This window comes from Falsiroseomonas oryzae, from assembly GCF_027856955.1.
In the GTDB taxonomy this organism is placed as follows: Bacteria; Pseudomonadota; Alphaproteobacteria; order Acetobacterales; family Acetobacteraceae; genus Falsiroseomonas; species Falsiroseomonas oryzae.
Map to the genome: position 1 here is coordinate 1 of NZ_JAPSMD010000046.1, position 22017 is coordinate 22017.

A 22017-nucleotide genomic window follows, 5' to 3' on the forward strand; every position below is an offset into this window, starting at 1 on the left:
CGGCCAGCGCCTCGTCCAGCGCGTCGCGTGGCGGCGGCTCGGCGGGGTCGGGGCCGAAGGGGTCCTGCCCGCGCACGGCGCGCAGCCGCGTCCGCCACCCCGCCAGGATGGCATCGAAGGCGCGGTGGCTGGCTCGGTCGCCGACCTGGCCGCCATTCTCCGGCAGGTCGAGGCTGTAGGCGTCGAGCCGCACGCCCCGGAACAGCATCGGGGCATGGCGGGGCAGGGCTGGCAGGTCGTCTGGCATGGGTCCCCATCCCCGGGGACGCATGGTCGTGCGGAAGGTTCCTTGTCGCCGGCGCGCGCTGCCACACCTGAAGGGGCGGGCGGAACGGTGCGGAGGCGGTGCATGGACGGGATGCCGAGGCGGGCGCGGCTGCGCCGGCGCGCGGTGCTGGCGGCACCGGTCCTGCTGACCGCGCCCGCCGCGCCACCGGCCGCGGCGCAGGACGACGCGGTGGACCTGCTGCTGGTGCTGGCGGTGGACGCCTCCGGCTCGATCGACGACGACGAGTTCGCCCTGCAGCGTGACGGCATCGCGGAGGCGGTCGCGCACCCTGCGGTTCTGGCCGCCATCCGCTCCAAGCCGCGCCGCGCCATCGGCATCGCCATGGTCGAGTGGGGCTCTCCGGCTGCGGCGGCGACGGTGGTGGACTGGCTGCGCGTGGCCGATGCCGCCTCGGCCGAGGCGGCCGCGCTGGCGCTGCGTGACGCGCCCCGCTCCCGCCAGTCCTGGAACGCGATCGGGGATGCCCTGGTGCATGCCGGTGCGCTGCTGGCCGCGGCGCCCTGGCGGGCGGCGGAGCGCACCATCGACGTCTCCGGCGACGGGCCGGACATGCGGAGCACCGTGCCGGCGTCGGCGGCGCGCGACGCGCTGGTGGCGCAGGGCGTCGTGGTGAACGGCCTCGCCATCGAGGCGTCGTCCAACTGGCGCGACGGGCGGCTGGCGGCGCTCTACGAGCGCGACGTGATGGGTGGCCCGGGTGCCTTCGTGCTGCGCGCCGATCACCGCCGCGACTTCGCCCGTGCGATGCGCGCGAAGCTGATCCGGGAGATCGCAGCAGGTTCGTCCGGGGTCGGCTGAAAGCTGCACGCCGGGCAGGCATTGCCGCCCAGACCTTGGGCAGCTGCCCGGAAGTGCCAATCGTACGCGCAAGGGTTCCCCTTCCCACGCGCCCGTGATTCCGCGACAAGGAAGGCAAGCAAGGGGAAGCCGGACTGCCGACGTGAACCAGATCAGCGCGACCGGGCCGTCGAAGCCCTTCGACGAGATGCAGGACGCCGCCGGCGTGCGCCCGGCCTACCGGGGCGTCGCGGCCTGGATCGAGGCGCATGGCCTGGCCGCGCTGGCCGCCAAGCGGCAGGAGGCGGAGGCGCTGTTCCGCCGCGTCGGCATCACCTTCGCGGTCTATGGCGAAGGCGGCGATCCGGAGCGGCTGATCCCCTTCGACGTCATCCCGCGCATCCTGGCACGCAGCGAATGGGACCGCCTGGCGCGCGGCCTGACCCAGCGGGTGAAGGCGCTGAACGCCTTCATCGGCGACGTCTATGCGAAGCAGGAGATCGTGCGTGCCGGCCGCGTGCCGGCCGCGCTGCTGGCAGACAACGAGGCGTTCTGCGCGCCCATGCAGGGCTTCACGCCGCCGGCGGGCGTCTTCACCCACATTTCCGGCATCGACCTGGTCCGCACCGGCCCCGACGATTTCTGGGTGCTGGAGGACAATTGCCGTACGCCCTCCGGCGTCTCCTACATGCTGGAGAACCGGGAGGCGATGCTGCGCCTGTTCCCCGGCCTCTGCTCCGACCACCGCCTGGCGCCGGTGGGCCACTACCCAGAGGAACTGCTGGAGACGCTGAAGGAGGCCGCGCCGCCCAACTGCAAGGGCGTGCCCTGCGTCGCCATCCTGACCCCCGGCCACTTCAACAGCGCCTATTACGAGCACTGCTTCCTGGCCGACGAGATGGGCGTGGAGGTAGTGGAGGGCGCCGACCTCTTCGTCGAGGACGACGTGGTCTACATGCGCACCACCTCGGGCCCGAAGCGGGTGGACGTGCTGTACCGCCGGGTGGACGACGACTACCTCGACCCCCGCGTGTTCAAGCCCGAGAGCATGCTGGGCGTGCCCGGCATCTTCGCCGCCTACCGTGCCGGCAACGTCACCCTGGCCAATGCGCCCGGTGCCGGCATCGCCGACGACAAGGCGATCTACCCCTTCGTGCCGGAGATGATCCGCTTCTACCTGGGCGAGGAGCCGCTGCTGCAGAACGTGCCGACCTATCTCTGCGAGCGCGAGCAGGACCGGGCCTATGTTCTCGAGAATATCGGCCAGCTGGTGGTGAAGCTGGCGCGCGGCTCGGGCGGCTACGGCATGCTGGTCGGCCCGCACAGCACACGCGCCCAGCAGGAGGAATTCGCGGCGCGCATCCGCGCCCGGCCGCACGACTACATCGCCCAGCCCACCCTCGCGCTCTCCACCGTGCCGACGCTGGCGGAGGGCGGGATTGCCGGGCGCCACGTGGACCTGCGGCCCTATGTGCTGATGGGCAAGGAGGTCCGGATCGTGCCGGGCGGGCTGACGCGGGTGGCGCTGCGCGAGGGGTCGCTGGTCGTGAACTCCTCCCAGGGTGGCGGTACGAAGGACACCTGGGTGGTGGATGACGGCCCGGCGCCGATGATGCAGTCCCAGGCCCAGGGCTGACGCCGATGCTCTCCCGCACCGCCGACAGCCTGTTCTGGATGGGTCGCTACACCGAGCGCGCCGGCAACATCGCGCGCGGCATGCAGGTGGCGCTGCGCATGGCCGGGCTGGCCGGCAGCCTCGGCGGCGCGCATGACGAATGGCGCAACCTCCTGGTCTCGGCCGGCGCCGAGCACGGCTTCCGCGCCGCCGGCCGCACGGTGACGCCGGACGCGGTAGTCGGCTGGCTCGCGCTGGACGCCGAGAACCCGTCCTCGATCGCCAACTGCATCGAGGCGGCGCGCCGCAACGGCCGCGCCGTCCGCACCGCGCTGACCGTGGACATGTGGGAGGCGCTGAACGACACCTGGCGGGAGATGCGCGCCCGCGCGGCCTCCGCCACGGACCAGGACGTGCTGCCCGGCTTCCTGGACTGGGTGCGGGCGCGGACGCTGCTGTTCAACGGCGCCGCCGCCGACACCATGCTGCGCAACGAGGGCTGGCTGTTCGTGCATCTCGGCGTGATGCTGGAGCGCGCGGACAACACCGCCCGCCTGCTGGACGCCAAGCATCCCGCCCTGTCCGGTCCCGGCAGCGAAGGTGCCGTGGCCTATGCCGAATGGCAGGCGCTGCTGCGCTCGGTCTCCGCGCTGCGGTCCTTCCAGTGGCTCTACCACCAGCGGCTGGATCCGAAGCTGGTGGTGGAACTGCTGCTGTTCCGCCCGGAGCTGCCGCGCAGCCTGGTGGCCTGCCATGCCCGCGTGCTGCATGCGCTGGAAGGGGTGGCCGAGGCGACCGGCGGCCGTCGCGGCGACCCGCAGCGCATCGCCGCCGAGATCCATGACCGGCTGACCAAGGGCCGGGTGGAGGACGTCATGGCGCGCGGCGTGCACGACTGGCTCACCGCCCAGATCGACCGCAACATCGAGCTGGGCAACGCGATCCAGGCGCTCTACCTGAACGGCTGACCCCGCGCGGGGTTGGCGAGGGCGCCTACTCCAGCACCTCCGCCGGCGCCTCGTAGTCCGTCTCGTAGAGATGCACGGCCTTGGACGTGCCGGGCTTCCACTCCGGGTCATCCCAGGCCGCCATCTTGCCGGGGTTCAGCAGGCCCTTCGGGTCCGCCAGGCGCTTGAAGTCCAGCTGGTCCTGGTCCACGCGCTTCATCCCGCCATCCTCCAGCGTGAAGGTGTGCGGGTTGAAGATCGGCGCGCCGGCCTCCTCGTGCAGGCGGATGATCTCGGCCAGGCGTTCCTCGGTCGTGAAGCGGACGACCTGCAGGCCGAAGGCGCAGACCGTGCCGCCGAAGCGCACGAATTCCAGGTGGAGCAGCACCTCCTCGCCGAACATCCGCTCCAGCTTCGCGATCAGCTCCAGGTGGTTCGGCGCGGGGAACAGCGTCTGCAGGTAGGTGATGCCCTTGTCGGTCTTCAGCACCTGCAGCGTGGTGTGGTTCCAGCTGTGCTCGTAGAGCGGCACCTCCGCCGCCTCGGACGGCTCGCGCAGGATCTCGGCGCCGCCATGGGAGGCGATGAGCGCGGGCAGGATCTCCAGGAAAGGCGGCGCCACCATCAGGCAGGCGACGGAGTGGCCCGGCGGCACCTTCGCACCCCAGGCCTTGAAATGCTGCTGGGGCAGCGGCGCCGGCACCACGCAGGCCAGCTTCTTCGCCACGCCGTCCATGCGCGTGAAGCTGTCCGCGAAGCGCGCCGCGCCCATCAGCGCGGGGAAAGCGACGACCACATCCACCCAGTCCCAGGCCGGCGCCAGCGGCATCTCCAGCTCGGTGATGATGCCGTTGGTGCCGTAGGCGTGGTTCACCTTCTGCAGCTCCGCGCCCCGCAGCTCCAGGACGCGCGGCTCGGCCTCCATCGTCATGACGCGCAGGCCGAGGATGTTCCCGGGCTCCCGCAGGATGCCCCAGGTGGTGCTGCCGATGCCGGAGGAGCCACCGGCGATGAAGCCGCCCAGCGTCGCGGTGCGCTTCGTCGAGGGATGGAAGCGCAGCTCGCTGCCCACTTCGCGCTTCAGATGGGCGTCGAGGTCGATGAGCTTGATCCCGGCCTCCGCACGCACCAGGCCGGGCTTCGCCCAGATCACCCGGTTGAATTCCGTCATCTCCAGCACGATCCCGCCGCGCAACGGCATCGCCTGCCCGTAGTTGCCGGTGCCCGCGCCGCGGACGGTGACGGGCACGTCCCGGGCGAAGGCTGCCGCCAGCACCGCGCGCAGCTCCGCCTCGTTGCGCGGCGTGACCAGCGCCTCGCCCGTCACCTTGTTGAGCTGGCGCTTCAGCACCGGCGAGTACCAGAAGAAGTCGCGCGACTTCTGCCGCACCAGGGCGGGGTCGGTGGTCCAGGCGAGGCCGGGCAGGGCCTCGATCACCTGCGTCACGCTCATGCGGCGGCATTCTCCGGGGTGAAGTCGCGCATCTTTCCGGGGTTCAGCAGCCCGAGCGGATCGGCCATCCGTTTGAAGCCGAGCTGGTCGCCAGGCACGCGGCGGTAGTTGCTGCCTTCCTCGATGGTCAGGACATGCGGGTTGGCGATGCCGATGCCCTCGGCCTCGAAGGCGGCGATGATCTCGTAGAGACGCTCGCGCGTGGTCCAGCGCAGCACGGGCAGCGCGGACATGGTGGTGCGGCCGCCGAAGCGGACGCATTCCGTGTGCATCCAGACCTCGTCGCGGAAGCGGATGCGCACCGCCTCCACCGCCTTCAGCGTGTCCTCGAAGGGGAAGCGGCACTGCAGGTAGGTGACGCCGCGATCCTTCTTCAGCACCTGCAGCGTGGTGTGGTTCCAGCAGTACTCGTAGAAGGGCGTGCGCTCCGGGTCGCGCTCCGCCGCCACGGCGTCCTGCTCGGCGACGATGCTGCCGCCATGCTCCGCCGCGAGCTCCCGCAGCGCACCCAGCGCCGCCGGGGCCACCATGACCAGCGCCAGCGCGTGGCCGGCCGGCACCGCGTCCGAGATGCCTTTGAAATAGGGCGGCAGCTGGCTGTCGAAGACGCCGCACATCTTCTTCGGGATGCCGTCCGCGAAGGCGAACTCCAGCGCGAAGCGGCTGGCCGGGACAAAATCCGGGAAGGCGATCGCCACGTCGCGCCAGGCCTGGGCCGGCGTCAGCGGCACGCGGATGCGCGTCATCACGCCCGTGGTGCCGTAGGTGCGGTTGACCGGCGCGGCCTCGGCGCCTGCCAGGTCGAGGATGGCAGGCGGGTCCTGCATAGTGGCGACGCGCGCGCCGACGAAGTTGCCGCGCTCCCGCATCGTGCCATGCGCGATGCCGCCCACGCCCGCCCCGCCGCCGGCCACGAAGCCGCCGATCGTCGCGGTGCGCTTGGTCGAGGGCCAGAGCTTCAGCTCCCACCCCTGCTCCCGGCACCAGAGGTCAAGGTCGATCATCTTCGCCCCGGCCTCCACCTCCACCACCCCATCCGTGATGGCGACGGGCGCCGCCATGCCGGCCATGTCCAGCACGACGCCGCCTTCCAGCGGCACGCACTGGCCGTAATTGCCGGTGCCACCGCCGCGCACGGTGACGGGGACGCGCCGCGCGCGGCACGCGGACAGCACGCGCAGCACCTCCGCCTCGTCCTTCGGCCGCACGACGAGGTCGGCGGCCTTGCCGTCGAGCTGCTGCTTGAGGATCGGGCTGTACCAGTAGAAGTCGCGGCTCTTCAGCCGCAGCAGGGCGCGGTCCGTCGAGAGCTCGATGCCGGCCAGCTCAGCGGCCAGTTCGGCGATGTCAGCCATGCGGGTTCGGCTCGTTCGCCAGCCAGGCCTCCACGTCGAAGGCGGCCACCTGCTGCCACAGCTCCGCCATGCGGGCGGCGGCGAAGTCCAGGATCTCCTCGCCCTGGGCGGCGGTGGCGGCGGAGGCATCGCCCACCGCGCCGGCCGGGTTCAGGTCCTGCGCCTGCCAGGCGAGCGGTGCGCCCCCGAGTGGGGCCATGCGCGGTGCCAGGTTCGACGCGCCCTGCCAGGCGCTGACGAAGTTGCGCGCCTTGTCCATATTCACGAGGTCCGGCCGCAGCGCGAGCAGCACAGCGGTCTCGTCGCGCCCGGCATGGATGCCGTAGGTGCTCTCCACCGGGTCGCGCTGGCTCTCCGGCTTGCCCATCCGCGCCCACATCGCGTTGACCACGAAGATCCCGCTCTCGATCCGGATGCGCCGCGCCGCGATGTCGAGGCAGGCGACGTTGCCGCCATGGCTGTTCACGATGACCAGCCGCTTGACCCCGGCGCGGGCGACGCTGGCGCCGATCTCCGTCACCAGCGCCAGCAGCGTCTCCGCGGTGGAGGTCAGCGTGCCGGGGAAGCGCAGATGCTCCACCGAAAGCCCGTAGCTCTGCGTCGGCAGCACCAGCACCGGCAGTTCCGCCGGGATCACCTGCAGCGTGCGCCCGACGACGCCCTGGTTGATGGTCGTGTCCACCGAAACAGGCAGATGCGGCCCGTGCTGCTCGATGCTCGCCACCGGCAGCACCGCGACGGTGTTGGCCGGCAGGTCGCGGAAGGCCGGCCAGGGCAGGTCCTGCCAGTATCGGGTGGGGAGCATCCGGGGCCTTTCGTGCGCGCCGCCTCAGGCCAGCCGCAGGTCGGTGGCCGGGGGCAGGAAGGACGGGTCGTAGATATCCGAGGCCGCCATCGGACGCGAGATGCCGAAGGCCTCCCGCACAGCATCCACGCTGCGCTGCAGCCGGGCCGTGTCCACCCGGCCGAAGCCGTTCTGGCGGACATGCGGCGTGAAGGTCAGTTGGTCCAGCGCCATGCGCAGCCGCGCCGTCTCCAGCGCCATGTCGGTCAGCGGCTCCCGCCGGCGGAGGTTGGCGATCGCCGCCTCGGGATCGGCCAGGCAATCGTACTGGGCGCGGACCAGGCCGCGGATCAGCCCGGTGACGGCGCGCGGATTGGCCGTGGCGAAGCGGCGGGTGGTGATCAGCGCGGTCGCGTAGAAATCCGCGCCCACGTCGCTGTAGCGGAAGGTGACGATGTCCTGCTCCGGCACGCCCAGGCCGCGGATCGAGAAAATGCCGGAGGTGATGAAGCCGGTGATCGCGTTGGCCTGGCCGCGCACCAGCATCGTCTCGCGCAGTTGCGGCGTCACCGTCTGCCAGCGGATGGTGCCGGCATCGATCCGAGCGGCACGCGCGAAGGCTGGGAAAAGCTGCCGCCCCGCATCGCTCTCCGGCGAGGCGAGCACCTTGCCCTGCAGGTCGGCCGGCGTGCGGATGTTCTCCCGCCGCAGCGTCATCACCGCCAGCGCGGTGGCGTCATAGACGAGGAAGGGGGAGAACAGGTCGGACTCCGGCCGTTCCAGCCGCATGCGGATGGTCGGGTTGATGTCGGCCACGCCGACATCGTAGGCGCCGGAACTGATCTTCACCGGCACGTCGCCGGAGCCGAAGCCGCGGTCCATGGTGACGTTCAGCCCGGCCTCACGGAAATAGCCGCGATCGAGCGCGAGCAGGAAGGCGGCCTGCGGCCCCTGGAAGGCCCAGTCCAGCGTGAAGCGCACGTCGAGCAGCGCCTGCGCATGGACTGCAGGGGCGGCCAGCGCGGTGGCGGAGGCTCCGAACAGGGCAAGGGCCTGGCGGCGGCGGATCATGGCGGTCTCCCGGCGTTGGCTGGCACGCGCCCAAGGGCGTCTGCCCCGCGCGTGTGGCGGCTGCACGGGGGGATAGCAAGGCGCGGACCAGCCGGGTTCGCGGCACCGCAGCCGGGCCGGCGCCGGACTCTGCCCAAGCTACGGGCAGGTTGCTGATCGTCTGGGCGCCGGCATGCCGCCAGCGACCGTCGCGGCGCTGGACAGCCCTGGTCCGCCGCTTGCACCGTGCCGCGCGTCACGAGGAAGGAGCCCCGGCCGCGATGCTGCAGACCGCCACCCCCATGCTGCGCCGCTTCTGGTATCCGGTGATCCCGCTGTCCCAGCTGCAGGACGGGCCGAAGCCCTTCACCCTGCTCGGCCAGAACCTGGTGCTGTGGGTGGACGGGGAGGGCAAGCCCGCCGCCATGGACGACCGCTGCTGCCACCGCACCGCGAAGCTCTCCAAGGGCTTCTACAGCAATGGCTGGCTGGCCTGCGGCTACCATGGCTGGGAGTTCGGCGCGGATGGGCGCGTGATGCGCGTGCCGCAGCGCCCGGTGGACCGGCAGGGCGCCACCAACCTGCGCGTTCCGTCCTATCGCGCGCAGGCCCGCTACGGCTATGTCTGGGTCGCGCTGGAGGATCCGCTCTTCGACATCCCCGACTTCGAGGAGGAGGCGGAGGGCTTCCGCCGCATCGACGAGTTCTACGAGGTCTGGAACTGCGCCGGGCTGCGGCTGATGGAGAACAGCTTCGACAACGCCCACTTCTCCTTCGTCCATCGCGCCAGCTTCGGCGACCAGGGCCACCCGGAACCGGCGAAGCTGGAGGTCGAGGAATACGACGACGGATTCCTCTTCATCACCGAGGTCCCTGTCCGCAACCCCGAGATCCAGAAGAAGGTCCTGCGGATGGAGAGCGACACCACGGTGCGCATGATGCGCGGCCGCTGGTACATGCCCTTCCTGCGCAAGCTGCGCATCCGCTACCCGAACGGGCTGAGCCACTCCATCGTCACCGGCGCAACGCCCATCGACGACAGGTCCTGCCAGGTGGTGCAGTTCGTCTTCCGCAACGACACCGAAGCGGATGCGAAGGCCGAGGACATCATCGCCTTCGACCGCCTTGTGACGAACGAGGACCGCGACATCCTGGAAAGCACCGACTGGGACGTCCCGCTCGACCAGGCGGGGATCGAGATGAACATGCCCTCCGACCGCCCGGGCGTGCTGATGCGCAGGATGCTGCTGAAGCTACTGGCGGAGCAGCAGGCAGAGGTGAAGGCCGCGGCGGAGTAGGGTTGGGTCTCCCTCCCCCGCAATGCGGGGGAGGGCTGGGGTGGGGGTGCGAGGACGAGCGCGACCTGAAACCGACACGCCGCACCTTCATCGACCCACAATTGCGCGACGCGGCCCGCGGTTTGCGACTCGCCGCGACCGACGCGGAGCGCAAGGTCTGGCGCGCCCTGCGTCGGAGCGCACTCGGTGTGGCATTCCGTCGCCACCATCCGATCGGCGCGTACATCGCGGACTTCGCGTGCCCAAAACTTCGCATTGTCATCGAGATCGACGGCGGTCAGCACGGTGGCGCGGACGATGCGTCGCGCGACAAAGCTATGCACGCCGCCGGCTGGCGTGTCCTGCGCTACTGGAACAACGAGGTCATACACAACCTCGATGGCGTTCTGATCGACATCCGCCGCGTGCTCAAGGAACAAGGGGCGCGCTGAGTCCTGCACCCCCACCCCGGCCCTCCCCCGCAATGCGGGGGAGGGGGGAGGGCTGCGCCTACAGCCCCGCCTGCGTGACGAACTTGGTGTTCAGGTAGGCCTCGATCGCCTCCGACCCGCCTTCGGAGCCGTAGCCGGAATCCTTCACGCCGCCGAAGGGAACCTCCGGCAGCGCAAGGCCGAGATGGTTGATGGTCATCATCCCCGTCTCGACCTTCGCGGCCACCGCATTCGCCGTCTTCGCGCTGCGCGTGAAGGCATAGGCCGCGAGGCCGAAGGGCAGGCGGTTCGCCTCCTCAACCACCTCGTCCATGTCGCGGAACGGCGCGATCATCGCCAGCGGGCCGAAGGGCTCCTCGTTCATCATGCGAGCGTCCTTGCCGACGCCCGTCAGCACCGTCGGCTGGTAGAAATAGCCCTTGTTGCCGATGCGCTCACCGCCGGTATGGACCTGCGCGCCCCGCTGCCGTGCGTCGGCCACCAGCCCCTCGACCCAGGGGATGCGCCGGTCATGCGCCAGCGGGCCCATCTGCGTGCCCTCCGCCAGGCCGTCGCCGACCTTCAATCCCTTCGCGACGGCGACGAACTTCTCCACGAACGGCTCGTAGAGCTTCTCCTGCACCAGGAATCGCGTGGGAGACACACAGACCTGCCCGGCATTGCGGAACTTCGCCGCGGCCAGCGTCTTCGCCGCGTGCTCCAGGTCGGCGTCGTCGAAGACGATCGCCGGCGCATGCCCGCCGAGTTCCATCGTCACGCGCTTCATGTGCGCGCCCGCCAGCGCGGCCAGGTGCTTGCCCACCGGCGTCGAGCCGGTGAAGGTCACCTTCCGGATCACCGGATGCGGGATGAGGTATTCGCTGATCTCGGCCGGCACGCCGTAGACCAGGTTCACCACGCCCGCCGGCAGCCCGGCATCGGCGAAGGCGCGCACCAGCATCGCGGGGGAGGCCGGCGTTTCCTCCGGCGCCTTCACGATGATCGAGCAGCCGGTGGCGACCGCCGCCGAGAGCTTGCGCACCACCTGGTTGATCGGGAAGTTCCACGGTGTGAAAGCGGCGACCGGCCCCACGGGTTCCTTCACCACGAGCTGGTAGATGCCCTCGCCGCGCGCCGGCACCACGCGGCCATAGGCGCGGCGGGCTTCCTCGGCGAACCAGTCGATGATGTCGGCCGCCGCCATCACCTCCATCTTCGCCTCGGGCAGCGGCTTGCCCTGTTCCAGCGTCATCAGCCGCGCCGTCTCGTCCGCGCGGGAGCGCAGGATGTCGGCGGCCTTGCGCATCAGCTTGGAGCGGTCGAAGGCCGAGACCTTCTTCCACGCCGCGAAGCCCTTCGCCGCGGCGTCCAGCGCCTCGTCCAGGTCCTCCTTGCCGGCATGCGCGACCTGGCCGATCACCTCCTCGGTGGCCGGGTTCAGCACGGGGTCGGTCCGGCCGCTGCGCGCGGCGCGCCACGTGCCGGCGATGAAGAGCTGGGTATCCGTGTACATGCGCTTCCTCCTGGCGGATCGGCGGCGGAGACTAGGCCGGCCGGCGCGTGGAGGGAACCGCCCCCGCCGGGTCGAGGAAGAGCCCATGACCGACAAGCCCCGCATGATCGTCGTGCCGCCCGGCGCGGGGGCGCAGCACTGGCAGCCGCAGCCCGCCAATGGCTGGATCGAGGTGCTGACCTCCCCGCGCCTGGCCGGCGCCCCGCCCGGATTCTCGGCCGGGCTGCAGGAACTGCCGCCGATGGGAAAGATCCGCGAGCACGCGCACCCCGCGCAGACCGAGATCTTCTGGGTGGTCGCGGGGCAGGGGCTCGGGCGGCTGGACGGGGTGGTGCGGCGGATCACCGCCGGCACCTTCATGGTCGCGCCACCGCATGTCCGCCACGGCTTCATCAACGACGGCGATGCGCCGTTCCGCTTCCTGTGGCTGCTGGTCCCGGCCGGCCTCGAGGACTTCTTCATCGCCATCGGCCGGCCGAAGAAGGAGGGCGCGCCCGACCCGACGCCCTATCCCCGCCCGGCCGAGACTGGCGCGATCGAATTGGCGACGGTCTTCGAGACGCTGGACCCGCCCCCGGCCCCACCCTGGGACACCGCGCCGCTCACCGACCCGGCGGTGCTGGAGGCGCTGCGCCGCGAGGCCGTCTAGCTGTTCGGCCCGCGCTCCATCGCATAGGGCTGCCACCGCTTGAGCCCGGAGCCCGGCAGCACCGTCGGGTTCACGCAGCTCATCGGCCAGCGACCGGAGAGCACCAGCGCCATCTCCTGCCCCGCGCGGCGCTTGCGCGCCTCGTCGAAGCGGGCGGAGGCGGAGGCGTTGTGCGGCGAGAGGATGACGTGCTGCATCTTCAGCAGCGGGTTGTCCGGCTTCGCTGGTTCCACCTCGAACACGTCGAGGCCGGCGCCGGCGATCTGCCCGGACTGCAGCGCCGCGATCAGCGCCGCCTCGTCCACCGTCGGCCCGCGGCCGGTGTTGATGAAGATCGCGGTCTTCTTCATGCGCGCGAAGTGCTTCGTCGTCAGCATCCTCCGCGTCTCCGCCGTGTCCGGCGCGTGCATGGAGACGAAGTCCGACTCGGCCAGCACCTGGTCCAGGCTCGCCGGCACCACGCCGAGCGCCGACATGGTCAGCTCGTCCACATAGGGGTCGTAGGCCAGTAGGCGCAGCCCGAAGGCCTTGGCACGGATGGCGACCAGCCGCGCCACGCGGCCGAAGGCGACGAAGCCCAGCGTCTGGCCCATCAGGCGCGGGATCTTGAGAAGCTGCGGCCGGCCCTCGCGCCAGCGCCCCTCCCGCACCATGCGGTCCTGCTCGATGCAGCGGCGATGCGTCGCCAGCAGCAGCATCATGGCGTGGTCGGCGACTTCCTCGATGAAGGTGTCCGGGCAGTTGGTGACCGGGATGCCTTTCGCCGTCGCGGCGGGCACGTCCACGTAGTCCACGCCGACCGTCGCGCAGGTGATGACCTTCGCCTTGGTCAGTGCCGCGATCATCCGCGGCGTGAACTTCATGCCCTTCGCGTAGACGGCATCGGCCTGCGGCGCCGCGGCGATGAAGGCGTCCTCGGTCGGGTCGCATTCCACGATCTCGGCGCCGAGGCGTTCCAGCGCCTCCATCTCCAGGCCGTAGCCGCCGCCGGCGGTGGTGAAGGACGCGCCTGCGGGCGTCAGGATCCTGGGCCGTTCCATCGTTTCCCCCTCGCTTGCCGGGGCGCGACGTTGCTCTAGGCTTCAGGCGACGACAAGGGGAGGGACGGCACATGGCACGCCTGCAGGGGAAGGTCGCCTGGGTGACGGGCGCGGGCAGCGGCATCGGTGAGGCCGCGGCGCTGAAGCTGGCCGAGGAAGGCGCGGCGCTGGTGCTGACCGGCCGCCGCCAGGCGCCGCTCGACGCCGTTGCCGCGAAGGTTCGCGCCGCCGGCGGCACGGCGGAGGTGCAGCCGGCCGACCTGATGGAGGCCGAGGCCGTGAAGGCCGTCGGCGGCTTCATCGGGCAGCGTTTCGGCCGGCTGGACATCCTGGTGAACAATGCCGGGCTCAACATCACGCCGCGCCGCTGGGCGGTGCTGACGACCGAGGGGGTGGACGAGCTGGTGCGCGGCAACCTCGCTTCCGCCTTCTACTGCGTCACCGTCGCGCTGCCCTTCATGCGCGCGCAGAAGGACGGCGTGCTGATCCACACCGCCAGCATGGCCGGCCGCGTCGTCTCGCCGCTCAGCGGCGCCGGCTACACCGCGGCCAAGCACGGCGTCGTGGCGATGAGCCACACCATCAACATGGAGGAGGGCGTCAACGGTATTCGCAGCTGCGTCGTCTGCCCGGGCGAGGTCGCGACACCCATCCTCGACAAGCGCCCGAACCCGCTGAGCGCGGAGGACCGCGCGCGGATGGTGCAGAGCGCGGATGTCGGCGACCTGATCCGCTACGTCGCCTGCCTGCCGCCGCACGTCGTGCTGAACGAGGTCTGGATCAACCCGACCTGGAACCGCAGCTACGTCGCGGCGATGGCAGCGAAGCTCTGACGGCTCCCTCCCCCGCAGGCGGGGGAGGGAAGCTCACTCCTTCACAGCCCCCGTCAGGCTCGACACGTAGTAGTCCACGAAGAAGGAATAGAAGATCGCGACGGGCAGCGAGCCCAGCAGGCTGCCCGCCATCAGCGCGCCCCACTGGTACACGTCGCCGGTGACCAGCTCCGTCAGGATCGCTACCGGCACCGTCTTGTTCTCGCTGCTCTGGATGAAGGCCAGCGCGTAGATGAACTCGTTCCAGGACAGCGTGAAGCTGAAGATGCCCGCGCTGATCAGCCCGGGCACCGCCAGGGGCAGCGTGATCTGGCGCAGGATCTGCAGGCGCGTCGCGCCGTCGATCAGCGCGCATTCCTCCAGCTCGTAGGGGATCGACTTGAAGTAGCCGATCAGCAGCCAGGTGCAGAAGGGGATCAGGAAGGTCGGATAGGTCAGGATCAGCGCGAAGGGCGTGTCGAACAGGCCGAGCTGCACGACCATCGTCGCCAGCGGGATGAACAGGATGGAGGGCGGGACCAGGTAGGCCAGGTAGATCGCCAGCCCGACATACTGGCTGCCCCGGAAGCGCAGCCGCTGGATGGCATAGGCCGCAAGCGTGCTGGCCAGCAGCGAGATGAAGGTGGCCGCGACGGCCACCAGCATCGTCGTCCAGAGCCAGTGCGGATACGACGTGCGGAACAGCAGGTGATAGACGTGGTCGAGCGTGGGAGAGGTGATCCAGAGCGGGTTGTGCTCGGCGAAGTTGTAGAGCTCGGCGTTCGGTTTGAAGGCCGTCACCGTCATCCAGTAGAACGGGAACAGCAGGATGATCACGAAGCAGGCGAGCGGGACATAGAGCATCACCACGCGCCGCGTCCTGCTGTCCCACGCCATCTGCTCGGGCGCGGCGGACGCGGCGTTGGTGTTCCCGGGGCTGGCGGCGACGTCTGACATCAGTCGTTGCTCTCCCCTTGCTGCCACTTGCGCCGGGCCAGCGCGAAGTAGCTGAACAGGGTTGCGAAGACGAGGAAGGGGATCATCGCCACCGCGATCGCCGCGCCCTCGCCGAGCTGCCCGCCGGGGATGCCCCGCTGGAAGGCCAGGGTGGCCATCAGGTGGGTCGAGTTCACCGGCCCGCCGCGCGTGATCGAATAGACCAGCTGGAAGTCGGTGAAGGTGAAGATGATGGAGAAGGTCATGACGATCGCCAGGATCGGCATGAGCATCGGGAAGGTGATGTGGCGAAAGCGCTGCCAGGGCGTCGCGCCGTCCAGCAGCGCCGCCTCGTAGAGCGAGGGCGAGATGGTCTGCAGCCCCGCGAGCAGCGAGATCGCGACAAAGGGGATGCCGCGCCAGATGTTGGCGGCGATCAGCGACCACCGCGCCGGCCAGGCGGTGTTGATGAAGTCCACGTTCGTCTCGCGCAGGCCGAGCTCGATCAGCATCCAGGAGATGATCGAGAACTGCGGGTCGTAGATCCACCAGAAGGCGATCGCCGACAGCACGGTCGGCACGATCCAGGGCAGCAGGATGATCGCCCGGAGCAGCGACTTCATCGGCAGGTGCTGGTTCAGCAGCAGCGCGAGCCAGAGCCCGAGCGCGAACTTCCCGACCGTCGCGACCGCCGTGTAGAACACGCTGTAGAAGACGGCGTTCCAGAAGATCGGGTCCTCGGCCAGGAACTCGAAATTCTCTATCCCGATCCAGATGCCCCGCCGTCCGATCGTCTGGTCGGTGAAGGCCAGGTAGACGCCGAGCCCGAGCGGATAGGTCAGGAAGGTCAGCAGCAGCCCGACCGCGGGCAGCAGGCAGACGACGATCAGGAAGGCCTTGTTGTCGAACAGCCGCGCCAGCGCGCCAGGCTGCTGGCGGACCTTGGTCCAGACCGGTGCGGCTGTTGCCGTCGACATGGTCGCCTCCCGGAAGGCGGCGGCGCCCGGGATCGGGCGCCGCCGGTTGGCTCAGCCGCGCCGGCGGAAGTAGCGGGTCGCGCGTCGCTCGGCTTCAGCCGCGGCCGCCTGCGGCGTGGCCTGGCCCGAGGCGACGGCGGCGCACATCTGCACCAGCACGTAATCGGCGGTGGCCGCGACCGAGCCTTCAGTGATCGGGCCCTTGTAGCCGTTCCAGAACGGGTTGTTCATCGTGTCGCGGAACACCGCGATCTTCGGATCGCGCGTCCAGGTGGCGCTGGCGGCATAGGCGTTCAGCGGCTGCGACCAGTAGCCGATATTAGCCTGCAGCCAGGGGTCGTACTGCTCGGCTTCCATCAGGTAGGTCAGCAACGCCTTTGCCGCGTTCGGGAAGCGGCTGTGCCGGAACACCATCGCGTTCAGCGTCAGGCCCGCATTCGGCACCGCGTTCAGCAGCCCCTTCGGCATCGGCGTCATCTGCGTGTCCTCGGCGATGGGCCGAAGCGCCGGATCGTTCAGCATGGAGAAGTAGAGCGAGACGCCGTTCTGCGTCAGGTGGCACTCGCCCGCCGAATAGGCGCGGTTGTTGCTGATGTCGCCCCAGGCCAGCGTGCCCTGCACGAAGGTGGGATACAGCTCGCGCAGGTAGTTCAGCGCGTTGATCGTCTCGCGGGAGTTGATCGAGACGTTGCCCTGCTCGTCGGTCAGCGAGCCGCCATGCGACCAGATCAGCCACTCTGCGAAGGCGTTGCCGTCGCCCACCGCGTTGCCCAGCGCGAAGCCGGCCGGCTTGTTGATCCGGCGCAGCGCCTGGCAGAGGCGCAGGAAGCCGGCATGGTCGTCCGGCACGCTGTCGAAGCCGGCCTCGCGCAGGGTCGAGGTGCGCCAGATGGCTGGCCCGCCGGAAGCGCCGAAGGGCAGGGCGATCCAGCGGTTCTGCCGCCGCCCATAGGCCTGCGCCAGGGGCCGCCAGCCGCCGTATTTGGTGCCGAGGTAGTCCGCGACATCGGTCATGTCGTGGATCTTCTCGGCGAACAGATGCGGTCCGGCGTTGAAGCCGATGATGATGTCCGGCCCGGCATTGGTGTTGGCGGTCACCGCCGTCTGCTGGGTGATGTCCTCCCAGCCGACGAAGTCCACGCGCACCTCGATCCCGTGCTGCTGTGCGAAGCGCTGGCAGTTGGCGTTCCACACGTCCTGGTCGGGCTGCACGAAGCGCACCGGGCGCAGCATGCGAAGCGTCGCGCCGCGCTCGATGGGCAGGTTCGGCGGTGTCGCCGGCTGGGTCTGGATCTGCGCGCCGGCCGTGCCGGCGACCAGGGCAGATCCGCCGAGCGCGAGCGCGGTGCGGCGGGTAATCAGATGGGCCATCGGGCTTGCTTCCTCCTTTGCGTGTTCTCGATTCACAGGCGCGCGCCGTCCGGTCCGAACAGGTGGACCAGCGACAGGTCGGGCTTGATCCGCAGCGTGTCGCCGGGCCTGCCCGCGACGCGCTCGCGGAAGGCGCCGATCAGCGGCGTCTCGCCGATCCGCAGCGAGACCTGCGTCTCCGACCCGGTCGGCTCGACGATCACGATGGCGGCCGGGATCCCGTCATCGGCCAGCACCAGGTGCTCCGGCCGGATGCCGTATGTGGCCGCACCGCGGTGTGCGCCGGGCGGCAGCGGCAGGATCGCGCCGCCCTCCGCCCGGAAGCCGCCGTCGGCCACCTCGCCGCGCAACAGGTTCATCGCCGGGCTGCCGATGAAACCCGCCACGAAGGTGTTGGCCGGCCGGTCGTAGAGCGCGAGCGGCGCGCCCGACTGCTCGATGCGCCCGCCATTCATCACCACGATCTGATCGGCCATCGTCATGGCCTCGATCTGGTCGTGGGTGACGTAGATCGTCGTGGTGGCCAGGCGCTGCTGCAACTCCCGGATCTCGCTGCGCATCTGCACGCGCAGCTTCGCGTCCAGGTTGGACAGCGGTTCGTCGAACAGGAAGACCTGCGGGTGGCGCACGATCGCGCGACCCATCGCCACACGCTGCCGCTGCCCGCCGGAGAGCTGCCGGGGGTAGCGGTCCAGCAGCGCCTCCAGCCCCAGGATCTTGGCCGCGCGCTGCACTTCCTGTTCCATGACATCGGCCGGCGCCTTGGCCAGCTTCATGGAAAAGGCCATGTTCTCGCGCACCGTCATGTGCGGGTAGAGCGCGTAGTTCTGGAACACCATCGCGATGTCGCGGTCCTTCGGCGGCACCGCGTTCACCACGCGCCCACCGATCGCGATCTCGCCGCCGGTGATGTTCTCGAGGCCCGCGATCATGCGCAGCAGCGTGGACTTGCCGCAGCCCGAAGGACCCACAAGCACGACGAACTCGCCATCCGCGATCTCGACATCGACGCCGTGCAGGATCTTGGTGCTGCCGAAGGACTTGCGCACCTGCCGCACCGAGACCGTCGCCATACGCTTCCTCCAGCGCGCCCCACTGCGGAAGCGTCGTCGGTCGGCAGGCTAAACATGCATCGGCCCCAGACGCAACCGCGCATCGATCGCGCGCGGAACGGCCATGGCCGCCGGCCCGTCGCTGGACGCCGGGGAGGCGACGGGCTAGGCGGAGGGCCTCCCCACGGCGACGGACCATCATGCCGGAAGGCTATCGGAGGCTTGCCGCGCTGCTCGGCGCGCTGACCGCGCTCGGGCCCCTCGGCGTGGACATGTACCTGCCTGCCTTCCCGGTCATGGGCGCGGACCTCGCCGCATCGCCGGCGGCCATCCAGCGCACGCTCGCGACCTTCCTGCTGGGGATGGCCGCAGGGCAACTGCTGTTCGGACCGCTCGCGGATCGCTATGGGCGGCGCCCGCCGCTGTTCGGCGGACTGGCGCTGTTCGCCGCCGCCTCCCTCGGTTGCGCGCTGGCCGGTTCGGCCGAGTCACTCGCCTGGCTGCGCCTGCTGCAGGCCATCGGTGGCTGCGCCGGCGCCGTGGTGGCGCGCGCGGTGGTGCGCGACCTCTGCGACGAGCGCGGCGCCGTGCGCATGATGGCGATGCTGATGCTGGTGATGGGTGCGGCGCCGATCCTGGCACCGATGCTCGGCAGCGCGCTTCTCGCCCTGTTCGGCTGGCGCTCCATCTTCTGGGTGCTGGCGGCCTACGGCGCCACGGCGCTGCTGCTGGTGGCGCTGGCGCTGCCCGAGAGCCTTCCGCCGGAGCGCCGGCACCGCGGCGGGCCGTCGGAGATCCTGGCCGTCTACCTGCAGATCCTGCGCGACCGGCGCTTCCTGGCGCATGCGCTGGCCAGTGCGCTGCCGATGCTCGGCCTGTTCGGCTACCTCGTCGCCTCGCCCTATGTGCTCATGGAGCGCCACGGCCTGTCGCCGTTGGCCTACGGCTTCGCCTTCGGCGCCAATGCCTTCGGCCTGATCCTGGCCAGCCAGGTGGTCGCACGGCTGGTCCGGCGCGTGGAACCGGCGCGGCTGCTGGTCGTCGCCCTGTCGGCCTGCGCGGTGGCCGGGCTGCTCGTGCCCCTCGCGGTCGCCACCGGCGCGCTGTGGCCGTTGCTGGCGGCGCTGTTCCTCTACCTGTCGGTGATGGGCGCGGTGCTGCCGATGGCCTCCGCGCTGGCGATGCAGCCGATGGGGCGCATCGCCGGCAGCGCCTCCGCGGTGATCGGCACGCTGCAGTTCAGCGGCGGCGCGCTGGTCGGCGTGCTGCTCGGCGCGCTCGGCGGCGGATCGCCCTGGCCCATGGCCCTGCTGCTCGCCGTCGCGGGCAGCGGCGGGCTGCTGGCGCATCTGGCGCTGCGGCGCTAGGCCTTCAGCAGCGCCTCCGCTGCCGCCACCACCTTGGGCGCGTCCGGCTTCAGGGCGTCCTCGAGCGGCGGCGCGAAGGGCACCGGCACGCGCGGCTGGCCGAGCCGTCCGGCCGCCCGCACCGCGCCGGGGCCGAGCCGCTCCACCACGCGGGCCAGCACCTCGGCGCCGAAGCCGCCGGTCGTCACGGCCTCGTGCACCACCAGCAGGCGGCGCGTGCGCGCGACCGAAGCGCAGACCGACGCCTCGTCCCATGGCCACAAGGTGCGGAGGTCCAGCACATCCGCCGAGATGCCGCGCGCGGCCAGGATCCCAGCCGCCTCCTCCACGGCCGGCACGGTCGCGGACCAGGTGACGATGGTCAGGTCCGATCCTTCGCGCATGCGGCGCGCCTGGCCGAATGGGATCGGCGCGATCGTCTCCGCCACCTCGCCCTTCACCGGGAACAGGTTCTTGGGATCGAAGAACAGCACCGGGTCGTCGCTGCGGATCGCAGCCACCAGCAGCCCCGCCGCATCGGCCGGCGTGGCCGGCACGGCGACGACCACGCCCGGGATGTGGGTGAACCAGCTCTCCAGCGTCTGGCTGTGCTGCGCCGCGGAGTTGCGCCAGATGCCGTGCGGCATGCGCACCACCACGGCGGGCCTGGCCTGGCCGCCGAACATGTAGCGGATCTTGGCGATCTGGTTCACCAGCTCGTCCATCGCGCACATCACGAAGTCGAAGATGCGCATCTCGATGATCGGCCGCGTGCCCACCAGCGCCGCGCCGAGCCCGGCGCCCATGATCGTGCTCTCGGAGATCGGCGTGGAGACCACGCGCTGGTCGCCGAACTCCTCCAGGAAGCCGCGGTACTGGCCGAACAGGCCGCCGCGGGCCACGTCCTCGCCCAGCACCCAGACGCGCGGGTCGCGCCGCATCTCCTGCAGCGCGGCCAGCCGGCAGGCCTCGACCAGCGTGACCTGCGCCATCACACCGTCTCCTGCGCGCCGAAGGGCCAGGCGTCATCCGTCATGGCGCCGTTGTCCTGCACGTCGTCCCAGGCGGTGGCGGGGTCCGGCCAGGGCGCGGAAAGCGCCGAGCCGCGCGCCTGCGACATCTCCGCCCGCGCATCGCCCTCGATCGCGTCGAGCGCACGCGCGGGCATGCCTTCCGCCAGCAGCCGCGCGCGCAGGCGGGGTAACGGCTCGTGGCTGCGCGCCGCCTCCACCTCGCCGGTCTCGCGCCAGGCGGCGGGGTCGGTGCTGGTGTGGCCCATCAGGCGGTAGGTGATGGCGTGCAGCAGACGCGGACCCGATCCGCCGCGCACCTCCGCCACCAGCCGCGCGGCGGCGTCGTCCACCGCGGCCGCGTCGTTGCCGTCCACCGACAGTGCGGGAACGCCCAGCGCCTCGGACCGCGCCAGCACGCCGGGGCCGGCGGTGACGCTCTCGGCGCGGGTGAAGGCGGCGACGCCGTTGTCCTCGCAGACGAACAGCACGGGCAGGCGGTACAGCGCCGCCCAGTTCAGCCCTTCGAGGAAGGGGCCGCGGTTGATCGCGCCGTCGCCGAAGAAGCAGCAGACGATGGCGGAGGAGCCCAGCATCCGCAGCCCCTGCGCCGCGCCGACCGCGATGGGGATGCCGCCCGCCACCACCCCGTTCGCCCCCAGCATGCCCACCGAGAAGTCGGCGATGTGCATGGAGCCGCCCTTGCCGCGGCAATGCCCGCCGGCGCGGCCGAACAGCTCCTCCATCATGCCGGCCACGCCCGCGCCCTTGGCCAGCGCATGGCCATGGCCGCGGTGGTTCGAGGTGATGCGGTCGTCGGTGCGCAGGTTCAGGCAGACGCCGGCCGCCACCGCCTCCTGCCCGATCGAGACATGCAGGGGCCCCGGGATCTCGCCGGCGCGATGCGCGGCGAGGGCCGTCTCCTCGAAGGCGCGGATGCGGCACATGGTGCCGTAGAGCGCGACCAGCCTCGCCCGGTTGTCGCCGCTCATGCGAACGTCCCCCTCGACCCGCCCCTCTTCCCGGGGGCTTGCGGAGCATGCGGCACCGGGCGAAGGAATCAAGCCGGGGAGGAGCCGGAATGCGCGAGGACGCGCTGGTGCTGGACAGCGTGACGCATCTGCCGGCCGTCGTGGAGGCGCGCGGCAGCGGCGCGGCCGGCCGCGCCGCACTCTGCGCCAGCCATGGCGGGGTCTATGCGGCCTGGTATGCCGCGCATCGCGGCGTGGGCGGCCTGATCCTGCACGATGCCGGCGTGGGGCGGGAGCGCGCCGGCGTCGGCGGGCTGGACTGGCTGGCGGCGCGCGGGCAGCCCGCGGCCTGCGTCGGCCAC

Annotated in this window: 21 protein-coding genes and 1 pseudogene; 9 read left to right on the top strand and 13 right to left on the bottom strand. The window is 70.8% G+C overall.

Features of this window, described 5'->3' with window-relative positions:
• Positions 1 to 247 (bottom strand): hypothetical protein (locus OZN99_RS07365; protein WP_270934554.1); only part of this gene is annotated, 247 nt, incomplete at its 3' end.
• Between the two features lie 102 nt (positions 248 to 349).
• On the opposite strand from OZN99_RS07365, the gene OZN99_RS07370 reads away from it, so the two are divergent.
• The 3 genes from OZN99_RS07370 to OZN99_RS07380 all read left to right on the top strand — a co-directional run bounded on the left by OZN99_RS07370 (position 350) and on the right by OZN99_RS07380 (position 3649).
• The gene (locus tag OZN99_RS07370) at positions 350 to 1087 is read left to right on the top strand and encodes a DUF1194 domain-containing protein (RefSeq protein ID WP_270934555.1); all 738 of its coding nucleotides are present in this window, start codon (positions 350 to 352) and stop codon (positions 1085 to 1087) included.
• A 142-nt stretch (positions 1088 to 1229) separates the two neighbouring features.
• Entirely contained in the window at positions 1230 to 2702 is a 1473-nt protein-coding gene (locus tag OZN99_RS07375) for a circularly permuted type 2 ATP-grasp protein (protein ID WP_456299875.1), read from the top strand.
• Between the two features lie 5 nt (positions 2703 to 2707).
• Positions 2708 to 3649 carry an alpha-E domain-containing protein gene (locus tag OZN99_RS07380; RefSeq protein ID WP_270934556.1) on the top strand — a complete coding sequence of 314 codons (942 nt, stop codon included), beginning with the start codon at positions 2708 to 2710 and terminating at the stop codon, positions 3647 to 3649.
• 25 nt (positions 3650 to 3674) lie between these two features.
• Here OZN99_RS07380 and OZN99_RS07385 read toward each other — a convergent pair whose 3' ends face one another.
• From OZN99_RS07385 to OZN99_RS07400, 4 genes are read right to left on the bottom strand one after another with little or no spacing between them, the layout of a single operon-like run.
• Entirely contained in the window at positions 3675 to 5081 is a 1407-nt protein-coding gene (locus OZN99_RS07385; protein ID WP_270934557.1) for an FAD-binding oxidoreductase, read from the bottom strand.
• On the bottom strand, positions 5078 to 6436 hold the full coding sequence (locus tag OZN99_RS07390; RefSeq protein WP_270934558.1) for an FAD-binding oxidoreductase: 1359 nt from the start codon (positions 6434 to 6436) through the stop codon (positions 5078 to 5080). The genes OZN99_RS07385 and OZN99_RS07390 overlap by 4 nt, the downstream gene beginning before the upstream one ends.
• Complete coding sequence (locus OZN99_RS07395; protein WP_270934559.1) at positions 6429 to 7241, bottom strand: creatininase family protein; 813 nt, start codon at positions 7239 to 7241, stop codon at positions 6429 to 6431. The genes OZN99_RS07390 and OZN99_RS07395 overlap by 8 nt, the downstream gene beginning before the upstream one ends.
• A 24-nt stretch (positions 7242 to 7265) precedes the next feature.
• The gene (locus OZN99_RS07400) at positions 7266 to 8291 is read right to left on the bottom strand and encodes an ABC transporter substrate-binding protein (RefSeq protein WP_270934560.1); all 1026 of its coding nucleotides are present in this window, start codon (positions 8289 to 8291) and stop codon (positions 7266 to 7268) included.
• 260 nt (positions 8292 to 8551) lie between these two features.
• Here OZN99_RS07400 and OZN99_RS07405 point away from each other — a divergent pair, with 260 nt between their 5' ends.
• Positions 8552 to 9568: an aromatic ring-hydroxylating dioxygenase subunit alpha gene (locus OZN99_RS07405; protein ID WP_270934561.1), complete on the top strand. Its 1017-nt coding sequence runs from the start codon at positions 8552 to 8554 to the stop codon at positions 9566 to 9568.
• Between the two features lie 101 nt (positions 9569 to 9669).
• Complete coding sequence (locus OZN99_RS07410; RefSeq protein WP_270934562.1) at positions 9670 to 9999, top strand: endonuclease domain-containing protein; 330 nt, start codon at positions 9670 to 9672, stop codon at positions 9997 to 9999.
• A 58-nt stretch (positions 10000 to 10057) separates the two neighbouring features.
• Here the strand turns inward: OZN99_RS07410 and OZN99_RS07415 are convergent, their stop codons facing one another.
• Positions 10058 to 11491 carry an NAD-dependent succinate-semialdehyde dehydrogenase gene (locus OZN99_RS07415; protein WP_270934563.1) on the bottom strand — a complete coding sequence of 478 codons (1434 nt, stop codon included), beginning with the start codon at positions 11489 to 11491 and terminating at the stop codon, positions 10058 to 10060.
• A gap of 85 nt (positions 11492 to 11576) precedes the next feature.
• Between OZN99_RS07415 and OZN99_RS07420 the strand changes: the two genes are divergently transcribed.
• Positions 11577 to 12140, top strand: coding sequence for a cupin domain-containing protein (locus tag OZN99_RS07420; RefSeq protein ID WP_270934564.1), 564 nt, complete (start codon positions 11577 to 11579; stop codon positions 12138 to 12140).
• Here OZN99_RS07420 and OZN99_RS07425 read toward each other — a convergent pair.
• The gene (locus tag OZN99_RS07425) at positions 12137 to 13180 is read right to left on the bottom strand and encodes a C-terminal binding protein (RefSeq protein ID WP_270934565.1); all 1044 of its coding nucleotides are present in this window, start codon (positions 13178 to 13180) and stop codon (positions 12137 to 12139) included. The two genes, OZN99_RS07420 and OZN99_RS07425, sit on opposite strands and share 4 nt — an antisense overlap.
• 71 nt (positions 13181 to 13251) lie before the next feature.
• On the opposite strand from OZN99_RS07425, the gene OZN99_RS07430 reads away from it, so the two are divergent.
• On the top strand, positions 13252 to 14013 hold the full coding sequence (locus OZN99_RS07430) for an SDR family oxidoreductase (protein WP_270934566.1): 762 nt from the start codon (positions 13252 to 13254) through the stop codon (positions 14011 to 14013).
• Positions 14014 to 14046: 33 nt separating this feature from the next.
• On the opposite strand, the gene OZN99_RS07435 is transcribed toward OZN99_RS07430, so the two are convergent.
• From OZN99_RS07435 to OZN99_RS07450, 4 genes are read right to left on the bottom strand one after another with little or no spacing between them, the layout of a single operon-like run.
• Entirely contained in the window at positions 14047 to 14949 is a 903-nt protein-coding gene (locus tag OZN99_RS07435) for a carbohydrate ABC transporter permease (RefSeq protein WP_270934567.1), read from the bottom strand.
• Positions 14949 to 15905, bottom strand: a complete 957-nt coding sequence (locus OZN99_RS07440; RefSeq protein ID WP_270934568.1) for a carbohydrate ABC transporter permease — start codon at positions 15903 to 15905, stop codon at positions 14949 to 14951. Before OZN99_RS07440 ends, OZN99_RS07435 begins: the two co-directional genes overlap by 1 nt.
• 51 nt (positions 15906 to 15956) lie before the next feature.
• Positions 15957 to 17276 carry an ABC transporter substrate-binding protein gene (locus OZN99_RS07445; RefSeq protein ID WP_270934569.1) on the bottom strand — a complete coding sequence of 440 codons (1320 nt, stop codon included), beginning with the start codon at positions 17274 to 17276 and terminating at the stop codon, positions 15957 to 15959.
• A gap of 32 nt (positions 17277 to 17308) precedes the next feature.
• The gene (locus OZN99_RS07450) at positions 17309 to 18349 is read right to left on the bottom strand and encodes an ABC transporter ATP-binding protein (protein ID WP_270934570.1); all 1041 of its coding nucleotides are present in this window, start codon (positions 18347 to 18349) and stop codon (positions 17309 to 17311) included.
• A gap of 179 nt (positions 18350 to 18528) precedes the next feature.
• Between OZN99_RS07450 and OZN99_RS07455 the strand changes: the two genes are divergently transcribed.
• Positions 18529 to 19695 (top strand): multidrug effflux MFS transporter, encoded by a 1167-nt coding sequence (locus tag OZN99_RS07455; RefSeq protein ID WP_270934571.1) that lies wholly within the window; start codon positions 18529 to 18531, stop codon positions 19693 to 19695.
• On the opposite strand, the gene OZN99_RS07460 is transcribed toward OZN99_RS07455, so the two are convergent.
• Positions 19692 to 20666, bottom strand: a complete 975-nt coding sequence (locus tag OZN99_RS07460; protein ID WP_270934572.1) for an alpha-ketoacid dehydrogenase subunit beta — start codon at positions 20664 to 20666, stop codon at positions 19692 to 19694. The two genes, OZN99_RS07455 and OZN99_RS07460, sit on opposite strands and share 4 nt — an antisense overlap.
• Positions 20666 to 21676, bottom strand: a complete 1011-nt coding sequence (locus OZN99_RS07465; protein ID WP_270934573.1) for a thiamine pyrophosphate-dependent dehydrogenase E1 component subunit alpha — start codon at positions 21674 to 21676, stop codon at positions 20666 to 20668. The genes OZN99_RS07460 and OZN99_RS07465 overlap by 1 nt, the downstream gene beginning before the upstream one ends.
• An 89-nt stretch (positions 21677 to 21765) precedes the next feature.
• On the opposite strand from OZN99_RS07465, the pseudogene OZN99_RS07470 reads away from it, so the two are divergent.
• Positions 21766 to 22017 (top strand): annotated as a pseudogene (locus tag OZN99_RS07470) (hypothetical protein); the annotation flags it as partial.